The sequence below is a fragment of the Gottfriedia solisilvae genome (assembly GCF_002128405.1).
In the GTDB taxonomy this organism is placed as follows: domain Bacteria; phylum Bacillota; class Bacilli; order Bacillales; family Bacillaceae_G; genus Gottfriedia; species Gottfriedia solisilvae.
On the sequence record NZ_NETJ01000007.1, the window covers coordinates 111,986 to 138,655 of the forward strand.

At 32.2% G+C, this 26,670-nt stretch carries 18 protein-coding genes and 1 riboswitch; of the genes, 16 read left to right on the plus strand and 2 right to left on the minus strand.

Annotated elements, in window-relative coordinates; genetic code table 11:
- Positions 1 to 61: 61 nt before the first annotated feature.
- The 16 genes from CAB05_RS19695 (at position 62) to xerS (ending at position 23,913) form a co-directional block, all read left to right on the plus strand.
- Positions 62 to 643, plus strand: a complete 582-nt coding sequence (locus tag CAB05_RS19695) for a YcxB family protein (RefSeq protein ID WP_158093316.1) — start codon at positions 62 to 64, stop codon at positions 641 to 643.
- Positions 644 to 883: 240 nt separating this feature from the next.
- Positions 884 to 1,441 carry a hypothetical protein gene (locus tag CAB05_RS19700; RefSeq protein WP_088003420.1) on the plus strand — a complete coding sequence of 186 codons (558 nt, stop codon included), beginning with the start codon at positions 884 to 886 and terminating at the stop codon, positions 1,439 to 1,441.
- A 225-nt stretch (positions 1,442 to 1,666) separates the two neighbouring features.
- On the plus strand, positions 1,667 to 2,077 hold the full coding sequence (locus CAB05_RS19705) for an NUDIX domain-containing protein (RefSeq protein WP_328588945.1): 411 nt from the start codon (positions 1,667 to 1,669) through the stop codon (positions 2,075 to 2,077).
- Positions 2,078 to 2,240: 163 nt separating this feature from the next.
- The gene (locus tag CAB05_RS19710; RefSeq protein WP_142283137.1) at positions 2,241 to 2,456 is read left to right on the plus strand and encodes a hypothetical protein; all 216 of its coding nucleotides are present in this window, start codon (positions 2,241 to 2,243) and stop codon (positions 2,454 to 2,456) included.
- A 241-nt stretch (positions 2,457 to 2,697) separates the two neighbouring features.
- Complete coding sequence (locus CAB05_RS19715) at positions 2,698 to 3,015, plus strand: hypothetical protein (protein WP_142283138.1); 318 nt, start codon at positions 2,698 to 2,700, stop codon at positions 3,013 to 3,015.
- A 73-nt stretch (positions 3,016 to 3,088) separates the two neighbouring features.
- Positions 3,089 to 3,391: a hypothetical protein gene (locus CAB05_RS19720; protein WP_088003429.1), complete on the plus strand. Its 303-nt coding sequence runs from the start codon at positions 3,089 to 3,091 to the stop codon at positions 3,389 to 3,391.
- Between the two features lie 194 nt (positions 3,392 to 3,585).
- Positions 3,586 to 4,026, plus strand: coding sequence for a hypothetical protein (locus CAB05_RS19725; protein WP_088003432.1), 441 nt, complete (start codon positions 3,586 to 3,588; stop codon positions 4,024 to 4,026).
- Positions 4,027 to 4,669: 643 nt separating this feature from the next.
- A complete protein-coding gene (locus CAB05_RS19730; protein ID WP_088003435.1) occupies positions 4,670 to 5,128 on the plus strand; it encodes a hypothetical protein in 459 nt (152 codons plus the stop codon).
- A gap of 43 nt (positions 5,129 to 5,171) precedes the next feature.
- Positions 5,172 to 6,050: a tetratricopeptide repeat protein gene (locus CAB05_RS19735; RefSeq protein WP_088003437.1), complete on the plus strand. Its 879-nt coding sequence runs from the start codon at positions 5,172 to 5,174 to the stop codon at positions 6,048 to 6,050.
- A complete protein-coding gene (locus tag CAB05_RS19740) occupies positions 6,047 to 7,234 on the plus strand; it encodes an ATP-binding protein (RefSeq protein ID WP_088003440.1) in 1,188 nt (395 codons plus the stop codon). The genes CAB05_RS19735 and CAB05_RS19740 overlap by 4 nt, the downstream gene beginning before the upstream one ends.
- Before the next feature lie 427 nt (positions 7,235 to 7,661).
- A riboswitch (cyclic di-GMP riboswitch) is annotated at positions 7,662 to 7,737 on the plus strand.
- 439 nt (positions 7,738 to 8,176) lie between these two features.
- Positions 8,177 to 17,962, plus strand: coding sequence for a DNRLRE domain-containing protein (locus CAB05_RS19745; protein WP_088003443.1), 9,786 nt, complete (start codon positions 8,177 to 8,179; stop codon positions 17,960 to 17,962).
- A gap of 15 nt (positions 17,963 to 17,977) precedes the next feature.
- Positions 17,978 to 18,316 carry a hypothetical protein gene (locus CAB05_RS19750; protein WP_088003446.1) on the plus strand — a complete coding sequence of 113 codons (339 nt, stop codon included), beginning with the start codon at positions 17,978 to 17,980 and terminating at the stop codon, positions 18,314 to 18,316.
- 908 nt (positions 18,317 to 19,224) lie between these two features.
- Positions 19,225 to 20,580, plus strand: a complete 1,356-nt coding sequence (locus CAB05_RS19760) for a trypsin-like peptidase domain-containing protein (RefSeq protein WP_088003451.1) — start codon at positions 19,225 to 19,227, stop codon at positions 20,578 to 20,580.
- A 482-nt stretch (positions 20,581 to 21,062) separates the two neighbouring features.
- A complete protein-coding gene (locus tag CAB05_RS19765) occupies positions 21,063 to 21,644 on the plus strand; it encodes a DUF6037 family protein (protein WP_268876423.1) in 582 nt (193 codons plus the stop codon).
- Between the two features lie 26 nt (positions 21,645 to 21,670).
- The gene (locus CAB05_RS19770) at positions 21,671 to 22,678 is read left to right on the plus strand and encodes a RelA/SpoT-related domain-containing protein (RefSeq protein WP_088003458.1); all 1,008 of its coding nucleotides are present in this window, start codon (positions 21,671 to 21,673) and stop codon (positions 22,676 to 22,678) included.
- A 98-nt stretch (positions 22,679 to 22,776) separates the two neighbouring features.
- Positions 22,777 to 23,913: a tyrosine recombinase XerS gene (gene xerS, locus CAB05_RS19775; protein ID WP_088003461.1), complete on the plus strand. Its 1,137-nt coding sequence runs from the start codon at positions 22,777 to 22,779 to the stop codon at positions 23,911 to 23,913.
- A 102-nt stretch (positions 23,914 to 24,015) separates the two neighbouring features.
- On the opposite strand, the gene CAB05_RS19780 is transcribed toward xerS, so the two are convergent.
- Together CAB05_RS19780 and CAB05_RS22250 are read right to left on the minus strand one after the other, a co-directional pair.
- The gene (locus CAB05_RS19780) at positions 24,016 to 24,288 is read right to left on the minus strand and encodes a hypothetical protein (protein ID WP_088003466.1); all 273 of its coding nucleotides are present in this window, start codon (positions 24,286 to 24,288) and stop codon (positions 24,016 to 24,018) included.
- A 301-nt stretch (positions 24,289 to 24,589) separates the two neighbouring features.
- The coding region (locus tag CAB05_RS22250; RefSeq protein WP_217348573.1) for a hypothetical protein at positions 24,590 to 26,670 on the minus strand (2,081 nt) is incomplete at its 5' end.

Consider the following 26,670-nt stretch of genomic DNA (forward strand, 5'->3'; position numbering starts at 1 on the left):
CATACTATAGTAGTTGAACGTCATGTTCGATTTTTTCTGTAACGCAAAGGAGATTAATTATATGGATGATATGTTTAATGAAAAGTCGGGGAATACCATAATAAGTGTCGAACTAGAACCAAAAGATTACTTTTGGTTTGCTCTACATTATCTAAAAAGGATGTACAGATTTATTTTATTTAGTATATTTCTATTTTTATTAGGAATTTATACCATTATCGAAAAAGGACTTTCACTAAAATTGATCATACTTTTTTTACCTTTCATTTTCATTATCTTAATTTTGTTAAGTCCTCTATACACAGGAAAACATAATGCAGCAAAACATGGCAAGAGAACGTATACTATTCATGAAAATGGTCTTTCTTTTATATCAGAAGAAATCGAAGGTTCTTTCAAATGGTCAGCGATTGTTAAGGTTTTGAAAACTAAACGATACATATACCTTTTTTTATCTTCTAATTCAGCACTGATTTTTCCTACCCGAATATTTAGTGGAGAACAATTAACTGTATTTGAGGGATTTATTCCATCCAATAGCAAGGGGAAACAGAAATCAAAAATAAGTACGCTAAACAAAATTCGACTTGTAGTATTTTTATTTTTTATTTCCCTAATGGTATTGGGAGTCTTTTTAAATTAAAAATTTTAAAAAATGTCGGAAAATTATGGGAAGATTATTGGGTTATCAATAGGACTATTTAAAGTACTATATAAAATCGTAGAGTGTGATGGTTATGGTACAACTGCCTCAACATGCAACTAATTGGCGCGTTAGTTGAGGATCAAGAGTTGCCTCGGTCGGCGACTCTTTTTTCTTGTTAACTTTTAGTACTACTTAGTCAATGAATAATAAGAATAATGTTTTTGGGAGGTTTAAATATTGGGATATGCTTTTATGAAGGTAATATTAGCACTATTACCAACGCTATTTATGTTTTACATCTTAATAGTACTGTTTCCATACACAGGACTAGGTAGAATTGTTGCTTTACCTATTATATTTATTTTAAATACCATCATTATTATTTTAGGAATCTATGTAAAACATAAATATAATCATCAACGTAACATTTTGGCTTGGTCTACAATTGTACTTTTGACGATTATAAATAGTGTTTTATTTTACCCTCAAGAGTCTGGCCCAAGCGTTACTAAACAAGTTTGGTATAGTGTTTATGCTATAAATAACTTTGACAATTCGACGATATCTGATTTAGATTTACCACTTTCAGATAAAAGTGACTTAAATGGAAAACCTGAAAGATATGTTGTAGCCTTATACAAATACAGACAACATATTCCCTTAGATGGATCATTTCAAATCTATCGAGAGGATTATGATGATACTTCAATAAGTAGTATAGAGGAAATTCCTAAAAAACTGGTGGGGCATCATAAGATTATTTGGTGGTATCTTCATACATTTAGGATTAGTTAGACTAATTACTAAACAAATAGTTAGTTAGATGGAAAAAATGAAATTCCTTTTAAACTAACTGGCGCGTTAGTTCAACAACGATCGACGACTTCGTCGGTCTTTTTTAATTTCTAACTGGAAGAATAGTTCAACAAGGAAAATAGGTATTGTAAGAAGAAGATAATTGTATAATTTAATTTAGGAGGTTGTTCTAACAATAAGCCTTTACTCAGAGTAGAAGGAATAATTTCAAATAGAGATAAAACAAAATTTCTTGTTCAGTGCGATTTAGAAGAAACTTTTTATCGTCTACCTGTAGGAAGTATTGAATTTGGTGAACAAGCTTCTGATGCAATTATTAGGGAGTTAATTGAGGAATTTAATTTACAGGTATATGTAGATGAACTTGTTTGTGTTAATGAGAATATTATTGAATATGAAGGTAGGAAAAGACACAATTGTACGTTAATTCATTGGTGCTCAATAAATAATCAATTTAATTCTGCTATAATTCATAAGGAACTTCATGACGTAAAACTAATTTGGCGTACATTAGACCAATTAAAATTAAAACAAATTTATCCTGAGGGTATTCTTGATGTTATTGCTTCAAATAAAAATCATATTACTCACATAGTAATCGAAAAGGGATATTAATAACTTTCTTATTCAACAATTGCGCGTTAGTTTAACAACTATAGACTACTTAGGTAAGTCTATTTTTTATTGTACTAATTGGAAGTTTAGTTAATAAGGTTGGAGGAATAATCATTTCGTTAATGAATATAAATAGTAGGTTTAAAGTCCTTTATAAAAAAAGTTGGAGGAGATTAATATAAAACAATTAATAACTGTTTTGTATATTGCGTTTGGACTATTAATTGTTACTTTAACGTACTTTACCAATTTTTCTGGTCCTGTACTACTTAGAAATATAGGGTGGCTACTGGTAATAGTTGGTATGATTTATCCATTTTTTACACAGAGTATTAAATATTTTAAGGAAGAATTTGAAGAAGAGAAAAAAGAAATTTAATTTCTTATAATGAACTAACGGATGCATTAGTTGAACAACTATAGGCTACTTCGGTAGTCCATTTTTTAATTGTGCTAAATGGCAAATTTGTTTAATGAGAATTTACTTAAATTGTATTTAAAATACATGTAGAAATTATAAACCCAAATCCTACGCTACAATTTCTAGATAGTAGGAATTGGGTTTATGTTATTTTTCAAAGGACTTATTAACTACGTATAGAATTATTTGGAGTAAGGAGATGAAATACATGACGATTTTTAATAATTACTATACATGGTTCTTCAAGAGAAAAGTTAAGAATGATCTAAGTGAATTAATAACAACATCAATAGTTATTTCTCTAGTAATAGGAACAGGTTTCTTTAATTTTTCATTGAAAAATTATGTAATTCCGCTAACATTAACTTTTATAGCAATGAATGTTAATTTTATTTTTGATGATTTTCTTCGGAATTTATTAGGTAGAAAAAATAAAGAAATTCCCAAATGGATATTTGGAATAGTATTCGGTGTAATAGTCGTTTTAACTTCAGTAATGAGTTCGTTATTAAACTAACTGGCGCTTTAGTTGTATAAGAAAGCTTTTGTTCACAAACGTGAAAATATAAAATGAAATCAAGGTGGAAAAAATGCTAGATGCAAACCAAGTAAGGAAGCTCATAGAAGAACGTTCAAACCTTCATATGAATGACCCTAAAATGTACGAATATTGGGATTGGCTAACAGAATTACTTAGTATTAACGTAAGTGATACAATCAAATTTCTTAATAGTTGTTCTGAAAGAGAAATATATTGGATTAGTGAAATTTTTGAAGACATTTCAGCAAAAGTAAGTAGCATTGATTATATCGAATGTTTAAAAGAATTAGATAAGAAATTTCCAAATCTAATGTTAAGCAATGTTATTAAGATTGCTGAAGATTGGATGTAAGTTTAGCAAGTTAAAGCTTATTCAACTAAATGGCGCTTTAGTTAATAATATACTTTCTATTTAGGAGCTGGTGATTAATCAGCTCTTTTTATAGTTTGGCATTTTAATTATGTAAGCTAATTAAAATTAAAAACCAAATCTTAGAAAATAGATGATAAAATGGAAATATATTACAATTAAAGGTGGTTGCTTATTTGAAGATTAAATTTATGTCCATTTTGATTTTAATGGTCTTTTTATTAACAGGATGTACGCAAGAAATAAAATTAAATGATATTGAGAAGATAAAAGTAGAATTAGTTAAAAAAGAAAAAAGACCAGGCATTATTATTTATACAATAAAATTAATTAATGGTAGTGATTATGTTTTAAAACAAAATAATGTATACGTGTCGTTTCCAATAGAAATAAACCAAAACGCACATAAGGGTAACGAATATAAGGTTGAGGTAAAAGGCAACAAATTAGATATTCAGCCTGGAGAAGAGTATACAATGCATGTAATAATGCCGCTTGAAGGGATAGATAAATCTGTGTTGGCACTTGATACTCCAAGTTATGAATTAAAAGGATATTTAGAAAAAGTAGATAATAAACATCTCTTTAGTGTCGGTGGAGCTTTATTAAACAAGTAACCTACTTATTAATAAACTAACTGACGCGTTAGTTAAATAATTAGGTCATGGTTAATTTAGGATAATCTTTAGCAATCGCATTAAATTATGTTTATTTTAGAAAAACGACTCATAAGAGTCGTTTTTAAAATTAATTTTTATTAATCGAAGAAGCTTTTATTAAAAGCATTAACATTGGTACATCAGAACAACCAGTAATTCTTATAGGTGAAGAAGCGAAAAAATGGTTAAAAGATAACAGTTTAAATAATTAGGAATACACTAGTTGTTGATTATAGATAACAATTGTTAGGTTCAGGATACTGGCGCATAAGTTAAACAACAAGATGGCTGCTTCGGCAGCCTATTTTTTTACACTAATTTAAATACCAAAAGTAATATTCAAAAAAAATTTAAAAAACCGATAAATTTATAGATGGTAGAAATTGGAGTAGAGACGCAAAGTCAGGGGTCCCTAGTTGGATCGCCAGACCGCCGAAGTTGACATTTATTACTATTTTTGTCGCTCACTTTGGTGTGCGATTTTTTTGTGTTTGGAAAAGACATTAATGCATGCTGTCAGTCGTTTTTAACAGAATCAATAGTAGATTAATAATTTGCTAAATTTGCAGTTGATAAGTTTAAAAAAGGAGTAAAGAATAGGATGGCTAAGACGCAAGAGTTATATCAAGCATCATTAGAAAAAGGTTGGCAGGAGACAAAATCATTTGATATTAACAAATTATTTTTGGTTGGATTTTTTGGTGGTGTTATCCCATTGATTGTATTAGGAAGAATGAATGCAAAATGGCTAAATGTTTCGTTAAAGAAGATTTACCCAATGATTGTTTTAGGTATCATTTTAATTATTGGTAAATTTATTTTACTTCGAGCTGTTTTAGAGGGTTCATTACCGATTGAAACCAGAGACATAAAATTCGGTTACAAGCTTGGTTGTATAATAATGTACTTTTATTTAAAGTATCTTTTAAAAAAACCTTTCCAACAACATATGGTGACAAATGGTGAAACGGAGCCTGTATTAAAAACTGCTATGTATTGGGTTGTGATTGGAATAGGGATTGAACTCATTGTGTTAATGCTTTCAATGAGTGGTTTGTAGAAATGATTTATTAAGAGTTTTCTTAGGTTGGGGTAAAACATTCATGGAAAAAGAAATAAGAAGTAAACAGATAACAACGATACAACGTTACTTAGATATGGATCGCTATGAAGATGCAAGAATAGTAATTTTGTCATTATTAGAAGCTGATCCAACAGATTCATACGCATTATATTATATGGCTGCTGTAATGTTAATGAATGATAAAAGTACTGAGGCTAGATCTTACATTCAAGATGCGATGAAGTATGGACATAATAAAGAATCAGCTTTTCATTTTTTAGGTTTAACGTATGAAAAAGAAAAAAATTACATGGAAGCTGAACAAGCTTATTTAAAAGCTTTAGAGATTAATCCGTCTTCAGTAATGGCACATGCTGCTTATGGAAAATTGATGTTAATTACCGGTTTTGAGGAGAAGGCAATGAATCTCTTAGAGGAAGCGATGAGGCTTGACCCGGAAAATGAATCTGTAAATCAATTCTTACTGGAATTCTATTTCGCAAAGTCTGATCAGAATAACCAAATCCGCCAAATTCAACGGATGATGGATATTTCGAGCGATGAAGTACAAAAGCTAGTTAATTTAGGTTATTATCATGTGCTTCGAGAGGATGCAATACAAGCAAGAGAGTATTATCGTCAAGCTTACTTACTCGATCCGACAAATACAGAGTTATTACATATTTTAGAAACACTAGATAAAGAAACACATTTTTTATTTCTACCGAACCGATTAGTAAATAAAATTGGTGGGCCAGTTTTTGTTTGGATTTGTTATATTGTTATTTTATTTACACTAAGATTTTTAAAGCTTGATAGAATACTAGTGCCTATTTCCATAATCTATCTTACTTATGTTATCTATACATGGGTGATTCCTTTAATTTATAAATGGTTTGTGAAAGGAAGAATGAGATGAATAAGATAAATCTTTTACAAATGATGGTTGAAAAAGATAAAGAAAACTTTGAAGGCTGGTATTTACTAGGAGAAGAGTATGTAAAGAACGATATGTTAAAGGAAGGACTTTATGCTTTTTCAATAGCATTAAATGATGAAGGTTTAAATGGTTTAGTTGAAAAAGCATTAAAGGATTATTTTAAACTATCGAAGGAAAATTTTGAGGTAGAAATTGAAGAAGAAATAATTGATGAAGAAGAAGCCAAACCAATGAAGTTGCAAAAGTATGAAGTGATTCAAGGAAATAGGCAAGACAGCATAATTCAGCTAGAAGATAAAAGACCAACAAGAGTAACCTTTAATGATGTTGGAGGATTAGAAGAGTTAAAAAAGACAATTGACTTAAAAATCATTAAACCTTTTGTAAATCCTAGCCTGTTTTCAAAGTTTAAGAAAAAAGCTGGTGGTGGTATTTTACTTTACGGACCACCCGGATGTGGGAAAACATATATAGCAAAAGCTACATCGGGTGAAATTAATGCGAATTTTTACTCAGTACATATTACAGATATATTGGATCCATACTTTGGTGGAAGTGAACGTAATTTACACCAAATATTTGAAACTGCTCGTGCCAATAAACCTTCCGTTATGTTCTTCGATGAAATTGATACAATAGGCTATAGTCGTTCAAAATCGAATTCTGATTTAATGCGCCCATTAGTTGATTCGATGCTAACTGAAATGGAAAGTGTGAATACAAGTACAGACAAACTTTTAATAATTGGCGCAACAAATATGCCATGGGATGTAGATTCTGCATTAAAACGACCTGGGCGATTTGATAAGCTTGTATTTGTTCCACCACCTGATAAAGAAGCAAGAAAAGTAATTTTTCAACTTAAATTACTTGGGAAACCCGTTGAAGAAAATTTAGATATTAGTTTATTAGCGGACAAAACCCACCTGTACTCAGGAGCAGACATTGAAAATGTGATTGAAGTCGCAACAGAACATGTTTTAAATGAAATTATGGAGTCCAACCAAGAAAGGTCAATTAAAATGGACGACCTTCTTCTAGCGATTAAACAAACTAACCCATCAACTTTAGAATGGATCAATACGATTAAAAACTATATTAAGTATGCAAACCAAAGTGGGCTGTATAGTGATGTTGCGATGTATATTAAAGAGAACTTGTAGTTTCCTGATGGTACTTTAGATTGGTTAGACAATTATGAGTGATTATTTACAGAGCTTTAAAGATAAATGAACATCAACAAACTCGTAAAATATGAATTTAAACCTAAACTTTCTTATTGGATTAACGGATGTTTTAGTTGTAAAAAGAAGTGAATGTTTGTAAAGTATTTTTAATTAGAAACCCAGGAGAGTACGAATGAATTGTAGGTTAAAATGGGGAGTATTCAATTTCTGAACTGAAAATTTATATGAGATGAGTCCTTTTTTAAAGGGCTCATTTTTAATGAACTTTTACTAAAAAAATACTGGGGTTTATAAAACTAGGTATAAATAACTATTTAAATTAGGGAATTATTACTAAATTTTAAAAATATGACGAAAATTGTCAATAATTGGTATATAGTAGATTAGTATTAAGTTTTTATAAAATCCGAAAAGGCAAACTCGTTGTGAAGCGAGGGCGCAAAGTCATGGGTCCCTAGTTGGATCGCCAGACCACCGAAGTTGGCACTTTTATTATTACTGTCGCACACTTTGGTGTGCGATTTTTTTGTGTTCGGAAAAGAGGGAGAGGTGAGATTGAAGTATTTAACAGAGTTGAGAAATTTGTTTCTGGTATGGCGTGACATCACATCTACTTAATTCAATTTCTCATCCAGTATGAAAGGCATTATATAACATGGCTAGCTCTTCAATAGCTGCAGTTATAAATGAGGTAATTACAACAGGTTTACTCTCCAAAGCCCTACTACATCTACGACATGGACAGATGATCCGGTCAAATCAATTACTCCAATGTTTAACTCAATGACTGTTACAGAAATTTCAGAGAAAATATCAGTTTTTAAATCAATTATATGGTTTTGGATGGAAGAAAAAATAAGGTAAAAGAGAAAATGCACAAGTAGTAAATTTTCATTTTATTTAAATTAAGGAGTAAGTATGAAGCAATTAAATTTAAAAGAAAAAATAATGAAGCAAAGGAAAAAGATTGTAGCTTCATTGTTGTCATTCGCACTAGTTGTTCAACCAACATTATTCGGGGCGCATTCTGTTTATGCAGAATTAAAAAAAGAGACTACTAGAAAGGTAGACTTCTCAAGACCAGAAAAGGTGACAAAAACTACGACACAGAAGCCTACCATAACAAAAGCAAATAGAGCACCTAAGGCCGAGAAGGAAAAGAATATACCAAAAGGTAAACTAATTAAAGTCAAAAAATTTAGTAAAACATATCAAGTTACTAAAGATAAGTTCATCACACAATTTTCAGCTGAACCAAATACGTATAAAACTAAAAATGGTGAAGAACGTATCATTGATAATACATTAAAGAAAAATTTCCGATTATTTGGTAAAACATTTTATGAAAATACTGAGAATGAATTTAAAGTAAAATTACCTCAGAAAATGGATGGAAATGATGGAGTAGCTCTTACTCAAAATGGCGACACAATTGAATTAATTCCTCAAGGAGGGGATCTAAGTCGTTCAGTTGTTAATAAAAATATGATTCTTTACAACGATGTTTATCCTGGAGTGGATTACCAATACACTGTAAAGAACCTGGGTATAAAAGAAGATATTATTTTAAATAAATTTGTGAACCAATATCAATTCAATTATGAATTGAAATCTGATGGGTATAAAGCTACTGAGCAAGAAGGGCAAATTCTTCTAACTAAGATCGGTGAGAAGGAACCTCGTTTTATTTTATCTGCTCCAATTATGTATGATGCTGCTGGAGAGGAAAGTATTAATGTTCGATTAATTTTAAAGAAGATAAAAGGTAAACAAATCATAACTGTAAAATGTGATGAAGAATGGTTAGCTTCTCCTAGCCGTACTTACCCAGTTACGATTGATCCTGATATTATTACTGTTCCAAAATCTAGTATTGGTTTATATGGTGCGGAACAAGGTACTCCAGATCTAGTTGTAGGGGATAATGGTTATCCGTACGCAGGTTATGATGATGGAATTGTATCGAAAAACATAGCAAATTCCGGAATAGCTCATCGCCTAACTCGTACATACGTTGATGTGAATTATGATTTCTCTTCAATTCCTAAAGAATCGACTATTAGCAAAGCAACCTTCAGCTTAAGTAATCTCACCTCGTGGAGTGATGGTAAAACGGTATTTGGACTATATACGGTTGATAAGCCTTGGAATTCTTCGATTACTTGGGATACTCAAACAGGACTTCCGAGTACATTTGTCGATTCTAGTAGAGTTAGTTCACAAATTGACCAATATATGAACTTTGACGTAACTAGTTCTGTCAATGATTGGATTCAGGGAATTCAAAAAAATAACGGGTTTGTAGTGAAATCAATGCCGGAGTCGAATAATACACAGGCTGAAGTCTTCAATAACCGTGCATCGTCTGAAGGACCAAAATTAACAATTGAATGGTCCGTTCTAAATCCAGTTGATCCAGACTTTGATTTAAAGGACCTAACTGTTGATTTACATCCGATTACAGAAAATGATATTCCGAAATTCAAGCAAGTGTTTGATGGTGTGTTTGTCAGTGGGAAAGCTACACCAAAGGCAAAAATTTCATACAACATTATAGATGGTGCAGATAAAAATACAGAGGGTGGCGTTAGCTACAAATATCCTGACAGTAGTATCCTAAAAACTCAATTTTCAAAGGGAACAAAATATAAGGAAAATGAAAATAACTGGCAAAGTGATGATGTTTATAAAAACCTACAATTTAACAAGCGTTATCAAGTAACAGTAGATGCCACAATCGATAACAAAACGGTTACTAAAAAAAGTGATTCATTTTTAATTTATAAAGTGGACAAAGTGGATGTATTACCTTCACTTGCCAAGTATTATGGTGTGCCACTAAAAACGATTCTAAAAGATAATGACATACAAGATAATTTAATTACAATTGGAAATACATTGTTTATTCGAAATCCAAAAACGACGATTGCATATACAAGAGGTAAGTTGACAGACGATCAAAAACGTCAAATTGATGGAGCGTTAATGGGCAGAGGTTTACATTGTATATTTGGATTTGAGCCTATCAATTTGAATACAGGTAATTTCTTTGCAGAGCACACAGATATAACGATTCCGGACTTAGGTGGAAACTTTAGCATTTCAAGAGTTTACAATTCAAAAGGTGATACGAACTCTTTATTCGGACGAAACTGGTCGTTTGAATATGAACAAAGAGTTACTCCAAATGAAGATGGGTCGATGAATTATCTCCGTGCCGATGGAAGTATTCTTGTCTTTAGGAAAGATGGAAATGAGTATAAAGCGCCAGCTGGGTATACTTACACATTAAAGAAGCATAAAGATTCAAATAATAAAATCACATGGAAAATTGAAGATCGTGAACAGAAGGTGTACGAATTTGATTCATACGGTATCCTTGTTAGCGTAACTGATAAACGTGGATATAAAACAAAAATTAATTATGATGAAAATTATACGTTAAAAGACATCATTTCACCAAGTGGACGTGTATTTAAGTTTACGACTGATGAACAAGGTAGAGTGTCTTCAATTCTACTACCAAACGGTGGAACGCTTCAGTATAACTTTGATGCTGATGGAAATCTAACTAACTTTATTGATACATTAGGAAAAACAGTCCGTTATGTGTATGACGATAATGGCAATATGACGGAATGGTATGACCAAAATAACGAGCGTGTAGTTAAGAATACTTACGATGCAGATGGTCGAGTGACCGAGCAAATCAATCCAAACAATGAAGTAGTAAAACTAGCCTATTCAACTGGAAAAACAGTAACTACTGATGCAGAAGGTAATGTCAATAAATATCAATATGATGAAACTTATCGAACAACTAAAATTGAACAACCAGATGGACAAATCATTATAAAAGAGTATAACGATAAAAATCAAGAGACGACAAATATTGATGAGTTAGGTAATAAAACTGAGTATACGTATGATGAAAACGGAAATATCTTAACAGAAACACGTTCAGATGGTAGGGTGCGTACTTATTCTTATAATGATATGAACCTACCTACTAAAATTGTAGACTTTGATGGGACGACGATTAAATCTGAATATAACGAAGTTGGCGATTTAATAAAAACGATTAATTCAGATGGTACAGAAGATTTAAATGAATACGATGATCTACATCGATTAGTAAAACAAATTGATGGAAATGGAAATGAAACGAAGTATGCCTATGAAGGTGCGAACTTGTCATCGATTACGGATGCTAATGGACATAAAGAATCATTTGCCTATAATAATATGAACCAATTAGTATCAAAAACTGATGCAAACGGTGAAATGACTCGATTTATGTATAACAAGAATGGCGTTAAAATTGGGGAACAAGCACCTGATGGAGGCTATACTGAATATATTTTTGATGATGCAGGAAATAATACATCAATTATTGACTCGAAAAACAACGTAACATCGTTTGAATATGACAAACAAGGCAATTTAATTAAGGCAATTGATCCAGAAGGTAGTATCACGACATATACGTATAATGGTAATGACCAAGAAATTAGTAGAACGGATGAAGCTGGTCATAAATGGCAGTATCAATACGATGAGCGTGGACGTAAATCGGTTGAGATTGACCCAGAGGGTGGAGTTACAAAGTTTCTTTATGATGAAAAAGGACAATTAATCGAAACGATCGATCCAAAGGGGTATTCCACAAAAACAAAGTATGATGAAGTTTTAAGCTTACCAGTTGAGGAGATTGATAAATTAGGTGGGAAAACGACCTATCGTTATGATGAAGCAGGTCATCTTTTAGAGAAAACAAACCCAGATGGAACAAAAGCAACATATGAATATAATCGTAAGGGTCAAGTGTCAAGCTTTACAAGTGAGGATGGTGTATCTACAACCTTAACTTACGATAAAGTACAAAATATCATACAATCAACAGATTCGATCGGAAGAACGTTCAAGTACACATATGATAAAGTGTATAACTTAATACAAACAATTGATCCACTTGGACAAATAGCGCTCTATCAGTATGACGAGATGAACAGACAAATTCAATCGACTAATGAAGGTGGACAAGTAACCAAATACTCATATGATGCAATGGGGCAACTTACCACTATAAAAAATGCATTAGGACTTGAAACGAAAAAAGTTTACGATAAAAATGGAAATGTCATTCAAGAAACAGACGCTAAAGGCAATCAAATTTCATATGAATATGATCAAATGGACCGAGTGTTAAGCACGAAGGATGCGCTTGGTAACATTACACAATACAAATACAATAATACAGAAGATTTAACGGAAGAAATTGATGCCTTAGGTGGAAAAACTAGTTATATTTATAACGGTTTAAAGCAACCAACAAAGGTGACGGATGCAAATGGTAAAAGCTATCAATTAGTTTATGATTTAGCAGGCAATAATACTGAGATTATAGATGCAGCAGGAAACAAAACTGTCATGCGTTATGATGCGAACAGTAATTTAATTGAAAAAGTTGATCCAGCAGGTTTAAAAACGAATTATACATACGATAGTATGGGGCGTGTTTTAACCGAAAAAGATAATGCAGGGAACAGTCAAATGAATCATTATGATCAGTTCGGTCGACTTGTACAAGTGACGGATGCAATAGGTGGAGTCGTAAAAAATGCATATGATAAAGTAGGTAGACTCATCTCCACTACTGGTACAGATGGAAATGTTACTACTTATAGATATGATGACCTTGATCGACTAATATCTACGACAGATGCAGAAAACAAAACGACGAATTTTAAATATGATGAAATTGGGAATCTCATTACGAAAACTGAAGCAGATGGAGCGATCTATTTCTATGCCTATGACAAAATAAATCGTTTGGTAAAAGAAACGAATCCACTTCAGGCTGTAGAGAATTACAAATATGATGAGAATAACAATCTTATCAATTCAACTGATGCAAAAGGTGTTCAAACGGCATATAAATATGACGTATTAAATAATCTAATTGGTAAAATTGATGGAAGAGGTAACGAAACAGCTTATACATATGATGAGTTGAATCGTTTGATTGCAATTAAGCATCCAGAAGGTGGAGCAGATGAATATCGCTATGACTCTGTATCGAATGTTACAAAAGAGAAGGATGCAGTTGGTCAGATTATTGAGCATCAATACGATGCAATCGGTAATCGCATAAAGACGATTTCTCCAAAAGGTGGCATTACGCAATACAGCTACAATAAACACAATGATTTAATTGAAGAAACAGACGCACTTGGAAACAAAACAAAATACGAATATGACTTAAATCAACAAGTTAAAAAGAAAGTGCAAGCAAATGGTGGAGAATACACTTACTCATATGACTTACTTCAACGTTTATCGAATGTTAAATCACCACTTGGCTATGTTCAAAGCTTTACTTATGATAGTCGTGGCGATCTTGTAAAAGAATCCGATAACATGGATCGTGAAACAAGCTATCAATATGACATGATGCATCGATTAATTGAGTCAACGAATCCTCATGGTAAGAAGACTTCTTATTCTTACGACCAAAATGGAAACCTTGCTAGTGTTGTTAATCCACTAGGGTACAAGAAAAGCTATGGTTATGACCAAATTAATCGATTAATTAGTGAAACAGATCCAGAAGGAAAAGTCACAAAAATGGAATACGACCTTGTTGGAAATTTAACAAGTGTGACAAAACCTGGACAACGTACAACAACGTATCAGTACGATAACAACTACAATGTAACAAATGTAATAACACCGATGGGCTTTGAAAGTAAGACAAACTATGATAAAAACAATCGTGTAGAGTCTGAAATCAATGCTTTAGGCGAAACGAATCAAATTCAATATGACGCAAAAGGACGTATAACAAAAGAAATCGATGCTGCCAACGAATCAATGACATATGATTATGATTCAACGGACAACATTGTTAAAACGACTGATAAGAATGGACTTGCAACGAGCTTTGTATATGATCAACTGAATCGTTTAACACTAGTGACCGATGCGGTTGGACGCCAGACGAACTATGGTTACGATTCGATGGGGAATTTAACTTCTGTTACTGATGCTGATGGGAAGGGTACTCAGTACTCATATAACTTAATTGGTCAAATGACATCTTCTTCTAGTCCAGTTGGTCGTGGTGAAAAGTACACATACGACATCATGGGGAATTTGAAGGAGACTATTCAACCAAATGGTAACGTCATCAAGTATGACTACGACAAGTTAAATCAATTAGTTGAAAAAAGCTATGAAAGTAAAAAGAAGGAAGATCCTGTCCAATTCACTTATAACGAAATTGGTGAACGCGTTTTAATGATGGATGAATCTGGAAAAACGCAATACAAGCACAACAAACTAGGACAAGTTACTGAAGTTATTCAAGGTAATGGTAAAAAGATTTTATATCAATATGATGATGCAGATCGATTAGCAAAAATCACTTATTCGGATGGGAAAAGTGTTAGTTATTCGTACGATTTAGATGATCGATTAACCGGAGTAACTGGTCGGAATGGTGAAACAACAAGCTATGTATACGATGCATTAGACCGACCAATAAGAACGAAACGTCCAAACGGATCAGAAACAAGCTATACGTACGATAAACAAGGAAATATTAAAGAATTAATCAATAAAGATATAAACGGTGAAATATTATCTCGCTTTGAATATTCGTATGATCCAAGTGGCCGAATTATCAATGAAATTGCCAAGCAAAAAGATCATGAAGTAAAACGTTCATTCAAGTACAACCGTTCAGGAGAATTAGAAAAGTTTATCGAAGTAGAAGAAGACCAAACTACTACGTATAATTACAGCTATGATCAATCTGGTAATCGAGTTAAACTAGTTGAACATCGTGAAACAATCGATGGCGACAACCCGCCAGGTAAAATTAAGACTTACACTTATAACAATTCGAACCAATTAATAGAAGAAAACAGTAAAGCAACAGGAAAATTAACATACACATATGATGCAAATGGAAACCTGATTAAAAAATCAGGAAAGAAACTAGCACAAACATATGAATATACGGTAGAAAACAGATTAAAGGCAATTGAAAATGAAGGTACTTTACTACTGGCTATTTCATATGATGGCGACGGTAACCGTATTTTCCAAATTAGTAGAAAAGACTTCCAAGGAAATGCAAATCCTGACAAGCCTGAAGAGCCATCAGAACCAGGGGAAGGGGAAGACGGGTCAGAAACAGACATCGACGATACGATTTGTGAAGACAATAAAGGTAACAACGGTAACCACAACGGAAGTGAAAATGGCAACGGCAATAACGCAGGTGGAAACGGCGAGAACAACAACGGAAATGGCAATGGAAACAACGGAAATGGCAATAATTCCGGCGGAAACGACAATGGAAACGGCAACAATGGAAATGGTAATAATTCCGGCGGAAACGGTAACGGAAATGGGAACAATGGAAACGGCAATTCCGGTGGTAATAATGGAAATGGAAATAACTCAAGTAAAAGTACAATAGGAGATAATAACAAACAAAACAGTAACGGTAACAACAAAAAAATTGAGTTAACTAGTAATGGCAACAATGGGAACGGCAACAACTCTGGTGGAAATAATAACGGAAATAACGGCAACCACAACGGAAACGGAAACGGAAATGGAAACGGAAACGGTAACAAAAATTGTAATAACAATGGCAACAACGGTAACCATTATGGAAACGACAAAGACAAAGATAACAACGCTAGTGAAAAAAATAATGGCAACCATAATGGAGCAGAAAATGGTAATGGTAACAACAGTAACAAAAATGATAAAGGTAATAGCTCAGAAAACACGGATTCAAAAGACAACAACCCATCAACAGAAACTGACATAGTCATTCCAGATAGTAAGACAACAGGAATTGACAAGAATGTGTATGAAATAACCAACTATGTCAACGATGTAAACCGAACGTATACACAACAACTAATGACATATGATGGCGAAGGAAATATAAAAGATGCCTTCGTATATGGCAACAATGATGAACGTTTGACAAGAGAAAAAATTCAAAATGACAGCGAAACCCAATCTGGGCACCGATCAATCGATACGTACTTATACGATGGTAGAGGAAGTGTCTCACAAGTAGCAAATGAGCAAAGCATTATTGTAGGCAACCAACAATATCGTTACGACCCATTCGGAAATATGATCCAAAATAAACCAGAAAAGGATATTATTTTTGGTTATAATGGAGAAGAATATGACCCAACTACAGATACACAATACTTACGAGCAAGACATTATGATGTGGGAATGGGCCGATTTATTAGTAAGGATACGTATTTAGGTGATACGGAAGATCCTTTATCAAGAAACTTGTATGCTTATACGAAAAATGATCCTGTTAATCTAAAGGATCCTAGTGGGAATATTACAGTAAATGAAGACGGCTCATCAAATAAGGGTGGTCAAAAAGACCAGAACTATAATCCGAGTGCAATTTCGTCAAATGCAGCAGCAAAGCAAACCTTAAAAGAAGTACAATCTCAACTGAATCATCTAGGGTATGTAGGTTCAAATGGTAAACCACTTATCGTTGACGGAAACGATGGTCCGAATACTAAATTTGCTGTAAAAGCATTCCAAAAGAATGCAGGATTAACAGTGGATGGAAAAGCTGGTCCAAAAACGAAGGAAAAATTATTTGGAACAAGTCCTCCTAGAAATAGGACTGGTGGAGGAAATTCTAATTTATCTGGAAACGTTACTACAGCAGGAGCTACAAGTAGTACTAAAGGAAATTCAGGAGGAAAAACAAATCACTCCAGCTATGTAACACAAAAGAAACAGCAGGCACAGTCTAATAATAAGAAAAAGAACTGTGGTTATACCAAAGATTCACTAACGACTCTCATAAATAATGCAAAGAAATTACAAGCATCTATTAAAGCATTTGGTTCAGGAGCATTAGTAGGGCTGTCAAAAGCGATTGGATCTCCTCTCGCAGGATTACTAGGGGCGTTCACTGGTTTGAAAATCTTTACCGATTTTGAAAGCAGAGTAGACAATATGGACGGCTATTTCACGAAAAGCTTTAAAAACAATCTCACTGCCTATCAACTTGGAAAATTAACAGCAGAAGTGGACACGATTATCAGAGGGTTATTCGATGTAGTAAGTGGTGCGAGGCTCATCATGGCAGGTCTTGCGGGCGAAGGTGCTAGCGTAGGTCTGAGTTTAACTGGATTGGGTGCAATTTTTGGAGTATTTGCCAGCGCCGTAAGTGGGACAATGATTGCGGCAGGTGTTACCCAAGCAGGAACAGGACTTGCGGTAGCTGCTGGTGGAGTAAATGCACTACGTGCTGACATACAGAAGATTGATTCGGGTGGCTCGTCGGGTGGTATTGGAACTAAGATTCCAGCAAGTGCACCTAAAGTTAGCTATAAAGGGCAACAAGTACCAGTATATCGAGGTGGAAACAAATTTAATGTAAAGCCGAACGAAGTAAAAATAGATAAAGCAACAGATCTTGTTAAGACTACTCATGGTGTTTCTTTAGATGTAGACCCAAGCACAGTCTCAAAATTTGGAGGAGCATATAGGTTAGATTCACTTCCCGAGGGGTTAAAGATTATCCAAAGAGGTTCAAGGGTTGAACATTTTGAAATTGTACCATCGTCTCCGATGTCGCTTGAGAAATTCCAAGGTCTCTTGAATAAAATTAAGGTAACTAAAATATAATTAAAGGAGTGCGAAATGAAGAAGATTAGCATTTATTTTTCAGATGACTCGGAGTTGGCAGAATATGAATCTGTTAGTAAAGAGTATCGAAACGATATTTTTGTAGATGTTTCAGGTGAGGTTTTCAACATTCGTGCGTACACGATTTTACGACTACAACAAGACTTTGAAACAGAAATAGAGGACGAAGGATATTTTTCAGTCGAACCGAATTTAGTGTTAGTTAGTGATACTAGCAGACAGAGTATTTGCCAAATAATACGTAAATTGTATGAGCAAAAGTATTTTAATGAACTCAAACCGATTATTATTAATACTTCAAATTTAGTACAAGTTATGTCCTTTGAAATATAGCAGCGTTTCAATAGGGGAATCATACCTAACGTGGGCAATCGGTGTTTAAAGCAATCAGACGGGCACTTAGGACGTGTATTTCTGTGAACGGGTGGTATAGCCAACTTTTGTTGGAAGTGGACTGGTTAAGTTATTAGAATCTGAATAATTATGCAAAATTAAAAAGAAAGTCCCATGGTGAAATATTTAATTATCATGGGCTTTCTCATTTTTTTGACTTTCAAGAATCCTAAGATTGTAAAGTGTATTATACAGTAAATAGATTCAGGTGGCTCGTCGGGTGGGTATTAAAGGGAAAATGGATTTACCTAAGAATCGGTGCCTATCACTTTTTGAAGTGTGAATAAAATATGGAGAAAGCTGGGGATATTATGTCCTCAGATTTTTTGTGGCAACAACGGTAACCACAATGGTAACAAAGCATTTGGTGCAGGGGCATTAGTAGGGATGTCAAAAGTTGATTGGATCACCTCTCGCAGGATTACTAGGGGCGTTCACTGGTTTGAAAATCTTTACCGATTTAAAGCAGAGTAGACAATATGGACGGCTATTTCACGAAAAGCTTAAAAATCTCACTGCCTATCAACTAGGAGTATTAACAGCAGAAGTGGAAACGATTATCAGAGGGTTATTCGATGTAGTAAGTGGTGCGAGGCTCAACATGGCAGGGCTCTGTCTAACATAGACAATATAAAAAATATTCAAAAACGATTGAATGCACTTGAGTATGTAGTTAAAAATGGAAAGTCACTTACAGTTGATGGGAAAATTAAAAGATTTAAGCCTCAGAACAATCATTTTAACCCTTATAATATTTTTCTTAATATTCATTTAGTAATGACGATATAATAAATGGGATATTTTGGAATACATATTTATTAATACAAACTTGTAACGGAGGAGTTCTATTGAAAAGGTTTAGGAATCTAGTTTTATCATTGGTGGTTGCATTATTTTTTATTCAAGGTTATACAAACAGCGCATCCGCCGCAACTGTAAAACCATCTATCAAACTAACACAATCAAAATTAAGCATCTATGTAGGTCAGAGTAAACAACTAACATATAAGTCACAAAACATTAAGAACAATCCTGTAGTATGGTCAACAAGTAATAGTGGAGTATTGTCAGTGAAAAATGGCAAAGTAACAGCATTAAAGCCAGGTAAAGCTAACATTACTGTTTCTGTTCCTAAACTGAAAATCAAAAGTGTAGCAGCTATTTCAGTATCAAAAAAGAAACTATCTGCTAAAGAAGCCTTTGATAAAGTAAATAAAAGTGTAGTATACATAGAATCATATAACCAAAATAATCAATTGGTTGGAACTGGTAGTGGGTTTATTGTTTCAAAAGACGGAAAAATTGTTACGAACCATCATGTAGTTTCGGATGTATCTTTAGTATCGAAGGTTAAAATTAAACTCTCAAATGGCATAACGTACGAGACTAATAGGGTTAAAGGGTATAACGCGGATAAAGATATTGTTATTTTGAAGATAGATGGACCTACAAATTTACCTGTTGTAACTCTTGCTGATTCAAGTAAAGTTCAAACTGGTGAAAAAGTTTATGCACTTGGTTCACCTAGGGGAGTTCAAAATACGATTACAGAAGGCATTGTTAGTAATAAAAATGTAGTAATTGGAAAGAATCAATATATCCAAACAAGTGCGCCGATTACGCCAGGTAATTCAGGAGGTGTACTCGTGAATGTATATGGAGAAGTAATTGGAGTTAATGACTTAGCACGAGTAGATGCACAAAATATGAATTACGCTATACCAATTAATGTGTATAAGCAAATTCCAGCAAACTCTAACTATGATTTACTAGAAATTAATAAGGCATATTATGTTCCGGCACAAGGTAAGGGTTCTGTTGATGAAGAAGAGAGTAATAATACGATTGATGATGCAGATTATATCCCTTACGAAGATGCAATGTTATATGGAACGTTTTCAAATAATCAAGATATGGATTTCTATTACTTTTTAATTACAGATAACGAAAATATATCTATTATTGCTTCAACGACTGATGCTAAATATAGTGAAGACCTAACGTTTGCTTTATATGACGTTGATGGCGAATTCATTGATGTCTGTACTGCAGAATGGGATCCAGAGCGCCAAAGGTACTATTGTTATTTATCAAATGATTTAACTCCAGGCTTTTATCACATTGGTGTATATGTAGATCCTCAGGCTAAGTACAATAACGCTGGTCAAGAATATTCGGTTTCAGTTTGGATTGGACAACAATAATTGTAATTGTTAATATGGAGCTTCCAAAATTGGAAGCTCTTTATCTATTTAATTAGATAAATGGCTCTTATTTTTATATTTAACAGTACGATTAAGATAGTAAGGATACTCTTGATAATTCAAGTGTAAGTGATTTAGACTAAGCAGCTCGATTTTTTTGATCGTTCTTCCAGTTCCTCAAGATTATCAACTAGTTTTTGTTTAAATTATTATTGCTGATGTAATCGAATCTTGTACGTCAATTGGTTTGAAAACCAGGAGCTAAGAAATTATTCTGAAAATCCATAGCATCTAGTTGGTAGAAATCTCTCTATGTATATATTAGAAAGTAGGGGGGAATTTCTTGTTAAGTATCATTTTTTAACTTCGCATATAATTCTAATTGAATGCGAAGTATACAAATCTAGTAAATAATGGTAAAATTAAATAAATTAGATACATAATAACAACTAGATCTGACTCTAAAATTCAAATAATAAGGAGTGAATCTTTTGGAACTAAGTGGCCTTAAACCATTATATGCTAGTATGAAGCAGCAACATTTAGAACGGGTCAAATTCACCGTTCTGATTAATGAAGTTCAGTTTGAAGTTATGTATTTTATTGATGAAATACCGCATTCTTTAGGTATTGGTGTACGAGCACACAACTTTTTCTTTGAGATTGAAGTAAAGAAAGATTTTATAATTAATCCCTATTTAGGCGAAAACTATAGCAAAATTTATGAAATTTTAGGTCTTACTGCATCAGGTGAAGCTTTTAGTCCAGTTAAATTTTTCAATGATATAAATAAAGGCATTCCAAATAGTGTTAATAAATCCGATGTTCCCATGCCAAATGAAATTATTTCATATCGAAATAATGTTGAAGAAGCAGATAAAATCTATTTTTGGACCTGGAGAGACAACAATGTTAGGAATGAAAAAGTAAGTCCCGAAAATTTAGAAAAAACTAGGAAGCTCCTTTCCTATGAAGCTTATAAGATGTGCAAAGAAAAGAATATAAGTAGTTGTTGGACTGCGGATAGAACAAAAGCCGCAACTAATTTCATGCTTCCAAATTAATATACATACAAGGAGAGTTTTATATTATGAGATTAATATATGACCAAATTGAATTCTTTAAAGCGTATAAAATCAGTATTGATGAATTTGTTGAACATAACTTAGTTTGGAGCGATTATATTGAAATTTATGAAGATTATTTAAACCAAATTTCTAGTCTTGAATCAACTGCTTCTTCTATTGCTGATATTCTACGAAAAAATCAAGATGCTCACTCAGTAAAATCAAGAGTTAAAGATCCAGAGCATTTAATTGAAAAAATTCTTAGAAAAACTTTTAAAAATAAAAAAGAAGATAGCTCTTATCAAATTAATATAAATAATTATAAAACTGAAGTAACTGATTTAATTGGTATCAGGGTCTTACATTTATATAAAGACCAAGCATTCTCTATTGATAAAACAATTAGAGAAATGTGGGATTTACATGAAAAAGCAACTATTTATTATCGTGAAGGAGATTTTAATTCCACAACAGAAGATGATGAATTATTTCAGTTTTCAGTTCATCCAGCAGGCTATCGTTCCTGGCATTATTTAATAAACTCCCGACTTACAAGAGAATTACACATCGTCGAAATTCAAGTAAGAACCATCTTTGAGGAAGGCTGGAGTGAAATTGATCATCAATTAAGATATCCATATGATTTAGATAACGAAGTATTAAATGAACAATTACTCGTTCTAAATAGAATTTCTGGCGGAGCTGATGAATTAGTAAACTCTATTCTCCATACTAAAATGAGTATCACTGAATTAAATTATGAAAATAAGAAACGTGAAAACAAAATACAAGAATTGCTCGATGAAATATCTAATTTATCAGTAGGGCGAGAAATTGATGCTGCTGATAAAAAGTCATTAGAAGATAAAGTTAAACAACTAGAAGGAACATTATCTTTCAATTATTTAGATTATGTGAGAAAAGGTAAAAATCTTATAGTAACAGGTAATTTACAAACCTCTGAATCTAGTGGAATTAGTAGACTATTTAATACTAGCAAAGTAGTTTTTACCCCTTCTCCAAAAGAATAGTTTTATACAATTTGAATCTATTACTATAAAAAACTAGTTCTCTGATAAATTGGATTATATGCGAACTTTGTCGAAATTCGCAAAAAAGGAGGAGCTACATGTGCCACGATAATAAAACACTAAGGGAAATTGCTAATTATGAAGTGAAAACGAAGAATTTACAACAAGAGAAACATTTACAACAATTAAAAGTATTGCTCCCTTCTCTTCCGCCGTATGTATTTAAATATTTTCAAAAAAATCGTAAACGCTCTGCAACTACTCTATTTAACTATGCGAATGATTATAAGTTGTTTTTTAAATTTTTAGCTAACAACGCTTGGGTTTTAGATACTTTAGAAAAAGATTATGTCTTACCAGTTGATATACCGATATCAATACTTTCAGATTTGCCATTAGAAGAAGCTGAAGAATTTCAAGGCTACTTAGATGGCAAGTTTGAACAAAGAACAGTTAATAGGCGAATAAGTTCCCTTAAAAGTTTATTTAATTATTTAACTCAGAAATCAGAAGATCCAATAACAAAAGAACCTTATTTCTATCGCAATGTCTTTGCTAAAATTGAAACAACTAAAGTAAGTACAGACCCAGTAAAACGAGCTGATTCATTTGAACAAAAAATATATAAGGGAAATGAAGATTTACGATTTTTAGACTTTATCGCTACAGACTATGAAAAGTCGCTCTCCCCTACTAAATTAAGATACTTTCTAAGAGATAAAAATAGAGATTTAGCAATACTCTCCCTCTTTTTAGGTAGTGGGTTACGTTTATCTGAACTTGCTTTCTTGCAACTAGAGGATATTAACTTTGAGGAGAATTCATTAGGGGTATTTAGAAAAGGCCATACTGGGAAGGTTCATGTAACAGTAAATCCAAGAGCAATGGATGAATTAAAAGAGTACTTACATACTCGATCTGAAAACTATGGTTGTGCAAATGATGAAAAACATGTATTTTTCACTAAATATAAAGGAAGTTTTTCTCCCTTCTCTACTCGTTCGATTCAAGATCTTGTAGAAAAATATTCAAAAGCATTTAATGTCAATAAGCGACTAACTCCCCATAAGTTACGTCACACTTTCGCTACTAAGCATTGGACTGCAAATAAGGACTTAATTGGTCTACAAACACAACTTGGGCATACATCATCTGAAATAACATCTAGTTATACCCATGTTGGAAAAGAAAAGCAACATAAGAATTTGGAAAATATGGATAAACTTGAAGATTAAAGAAATAAAAGAAATAGGATCTGTATTTAACAGATCCTTTTAGCTTTGAAGAAAGCTAACCTTTCATAACTACTTCGCTATAAATCCTACTATACTCTGTATTTAATCTTCTATAATATACTCAATATCCGTTACGTCAACAAAGCCATGCCCTTTTGTATCTGAAAATTTAACTTTTGCTCTTAATTCATGATTAGAATTATCAAAACCGTTAACAATAAAACGTCGTTCTCTATGAAGTTTTTTATTTTTATTAAAAGGTAAACAGATATATTCATTACCAATCTCAATTTTTACATTTCTAACTTCAATACCATCTATTTTGGCACTAACAGTTACAGTATTGTTTTTTTGTATTGTTGTAAACCCTGGCATCAAATACACCCCTCAATTATCCCCATATTTTCTGTTCCAATATCATTAACCATGGTTTATACATTTTCCTTTTATTATAACTGAAAAGATAATAAATGTATTCCAAGTGACCCTGAATCGTACTGCCATGTAGAATATTAATTGAGTTTAATTAAACTATATGCAAATGACAAACATCCTCATCTAAGGTTGTTTTTTTTATAGTAAAAAAGACAGAATCATTTATTCGTGATTCTGTCTGATACTTTGACTTTCTAGGATAATTCAGAGCCAATCTTAAATGTTTATCAATATGATTATTTTAATCATTTCCTACTTGTTCCCTTAATTTATAATGTCTATCTCTTTTAAGTATAGCAAGCATATCTTTGTATTTCTTGTTTCCTTTACTTGATTTTACTTTTTTTTGAGCTGCAACAATTACAGAACTTCTTACATATGAATTATTATCGTCAATTAACTCAAACATCCTATTTAATATGATATTTTCCCATTCTGCTTCACAAATATCACAAAGGTAATATAAAGAATCACCTTTTAATTTATACCAATTATCAAAGGTTTTAGAATATAAAAACTGAATAACCTCATTTTTATATGTATTCCCATAATGCTTTGAAATTGATACGACTAACGAAAGAGCATCTTCTCTAACTCCAACAAATGGATGAGTACCAAATTCCACACATTTTGCTAGAATATCATTTATATTTTTTGGTGTAATATCTATAAGAATTAAAAGTTCATATAATTTTAGTTCTAATTTTTCTTGTCCAGATTTATCAAAAATTTCATCACCTCTGCTAATTAATACTTGACTAATTTTTTCTTGTAAGATAAATCCTATTTTTTTATTATTTAAAAAAGCAACAAACTTCTCATTGTATTTAATAAGTCTGATTATACAATCAAGACATTCCTGTTTATTTGTAGTTGATTGATATGGATTACATAGAATTTCTACAAATAAATTGGCTAAATCTGGACTGAATTGAGATAAATTCATTAAATGGTTAGCTAATAAATGGTATAAGGAATACCCTCCAAAACTAATGGAGCTTCCATTAGTCATATTTTTATTCACAACTTTTATTTTTTCAATCAAGTCCTTAACCATTTCACAGTTTAGTGAATTCGGAGAGCTCTGAAGACTAAAATAGTTATTTATATCTAGACTTTTGGTCTCTTCCCATTGTTTTTTCATATCTATTTCTATATCTACAAGACTCCCAGGATGAGCATTTTTCATATTTAATAAAGTACTATAAATTTCTGAACTATTGTTAGCATCTTCCTTTTTTCGATATAGGTTGAACGCCAGATCTTTACAAATTTCATATTTTACTTTCTTCCATTGAACTTTATTAAACAATTTAAGTATTTCATCATTTATTAGATGGTTGTCTTCCAAAAAAATCCCGGAAACTTGTTTAATAATTTCTTCATTTTCAATTCTATTAATTATATCCTTATATGCCCTAATAGCATTCCTTTTTACATCTAGACTCTCACTCATTGAAAATTCTTGATTCATACAATACTTTAAAAATACGTTAATATCATTAATTTCTTCATCATAAAAATATGGACCAAATTTTTCAATAATTACACATTTAATTACTAGATCCTCACTACGGTTATTTTCCAAAACAGAAAGTTCAATCAATGAACTCGGATTATCCACTACTTCTTTCTGTAAATCGTTCCATTCTGATTCTAAAATTTTTTTAACAATACTTACCTTATATTCAATCATAAATAATTTTAGAGAATGTAAAAGTAATCTTGAATCACTGTAAAGCTTACCATAACTAAATAGGATATATGCTAATCTTTCCCTTATTATATGGATAAATGTAAAGGATCCATTTAAAATAGCCTCATTAAATGCATTCAATATTTTATTCATTGAGGAAGTAAAAGTTCCACCAAATCTAATAGTATGAGGAGTATCAGTATGTAAATTATAATTTTCTTTTGTTAATTCAAAGAGAGCATTTTCTAAACTCCAATCTAATATTGGGCGATAATTCCATTTATCCATTTTTTTTAATTCTTTTTGTCTTTGGCTTTCAAAAACAATCTTATTTTGTTTATTATTCTTTACCATCTCTAAATTACGTAGATCTAGTAAGATATCTCGTTTTATCCATTTTTCAACTCTATTTACTTTCGAAAAATTTAATGCCTGTAAAAGTAAATCTTCTGCTTCCTCAAATTGATTATTAAATATTTTAATTATAGCCTCCCATCTTAGGTTAACTATTTCTTTCATTTTAGGTGGCAATTTCGGAATTAATCCTTTATAATCAGGATTTTTAGCCCCTTTAATAAGTGACAAAGTAATCTTTGTTATTATAATTTCCGTTTCATCTAATATAT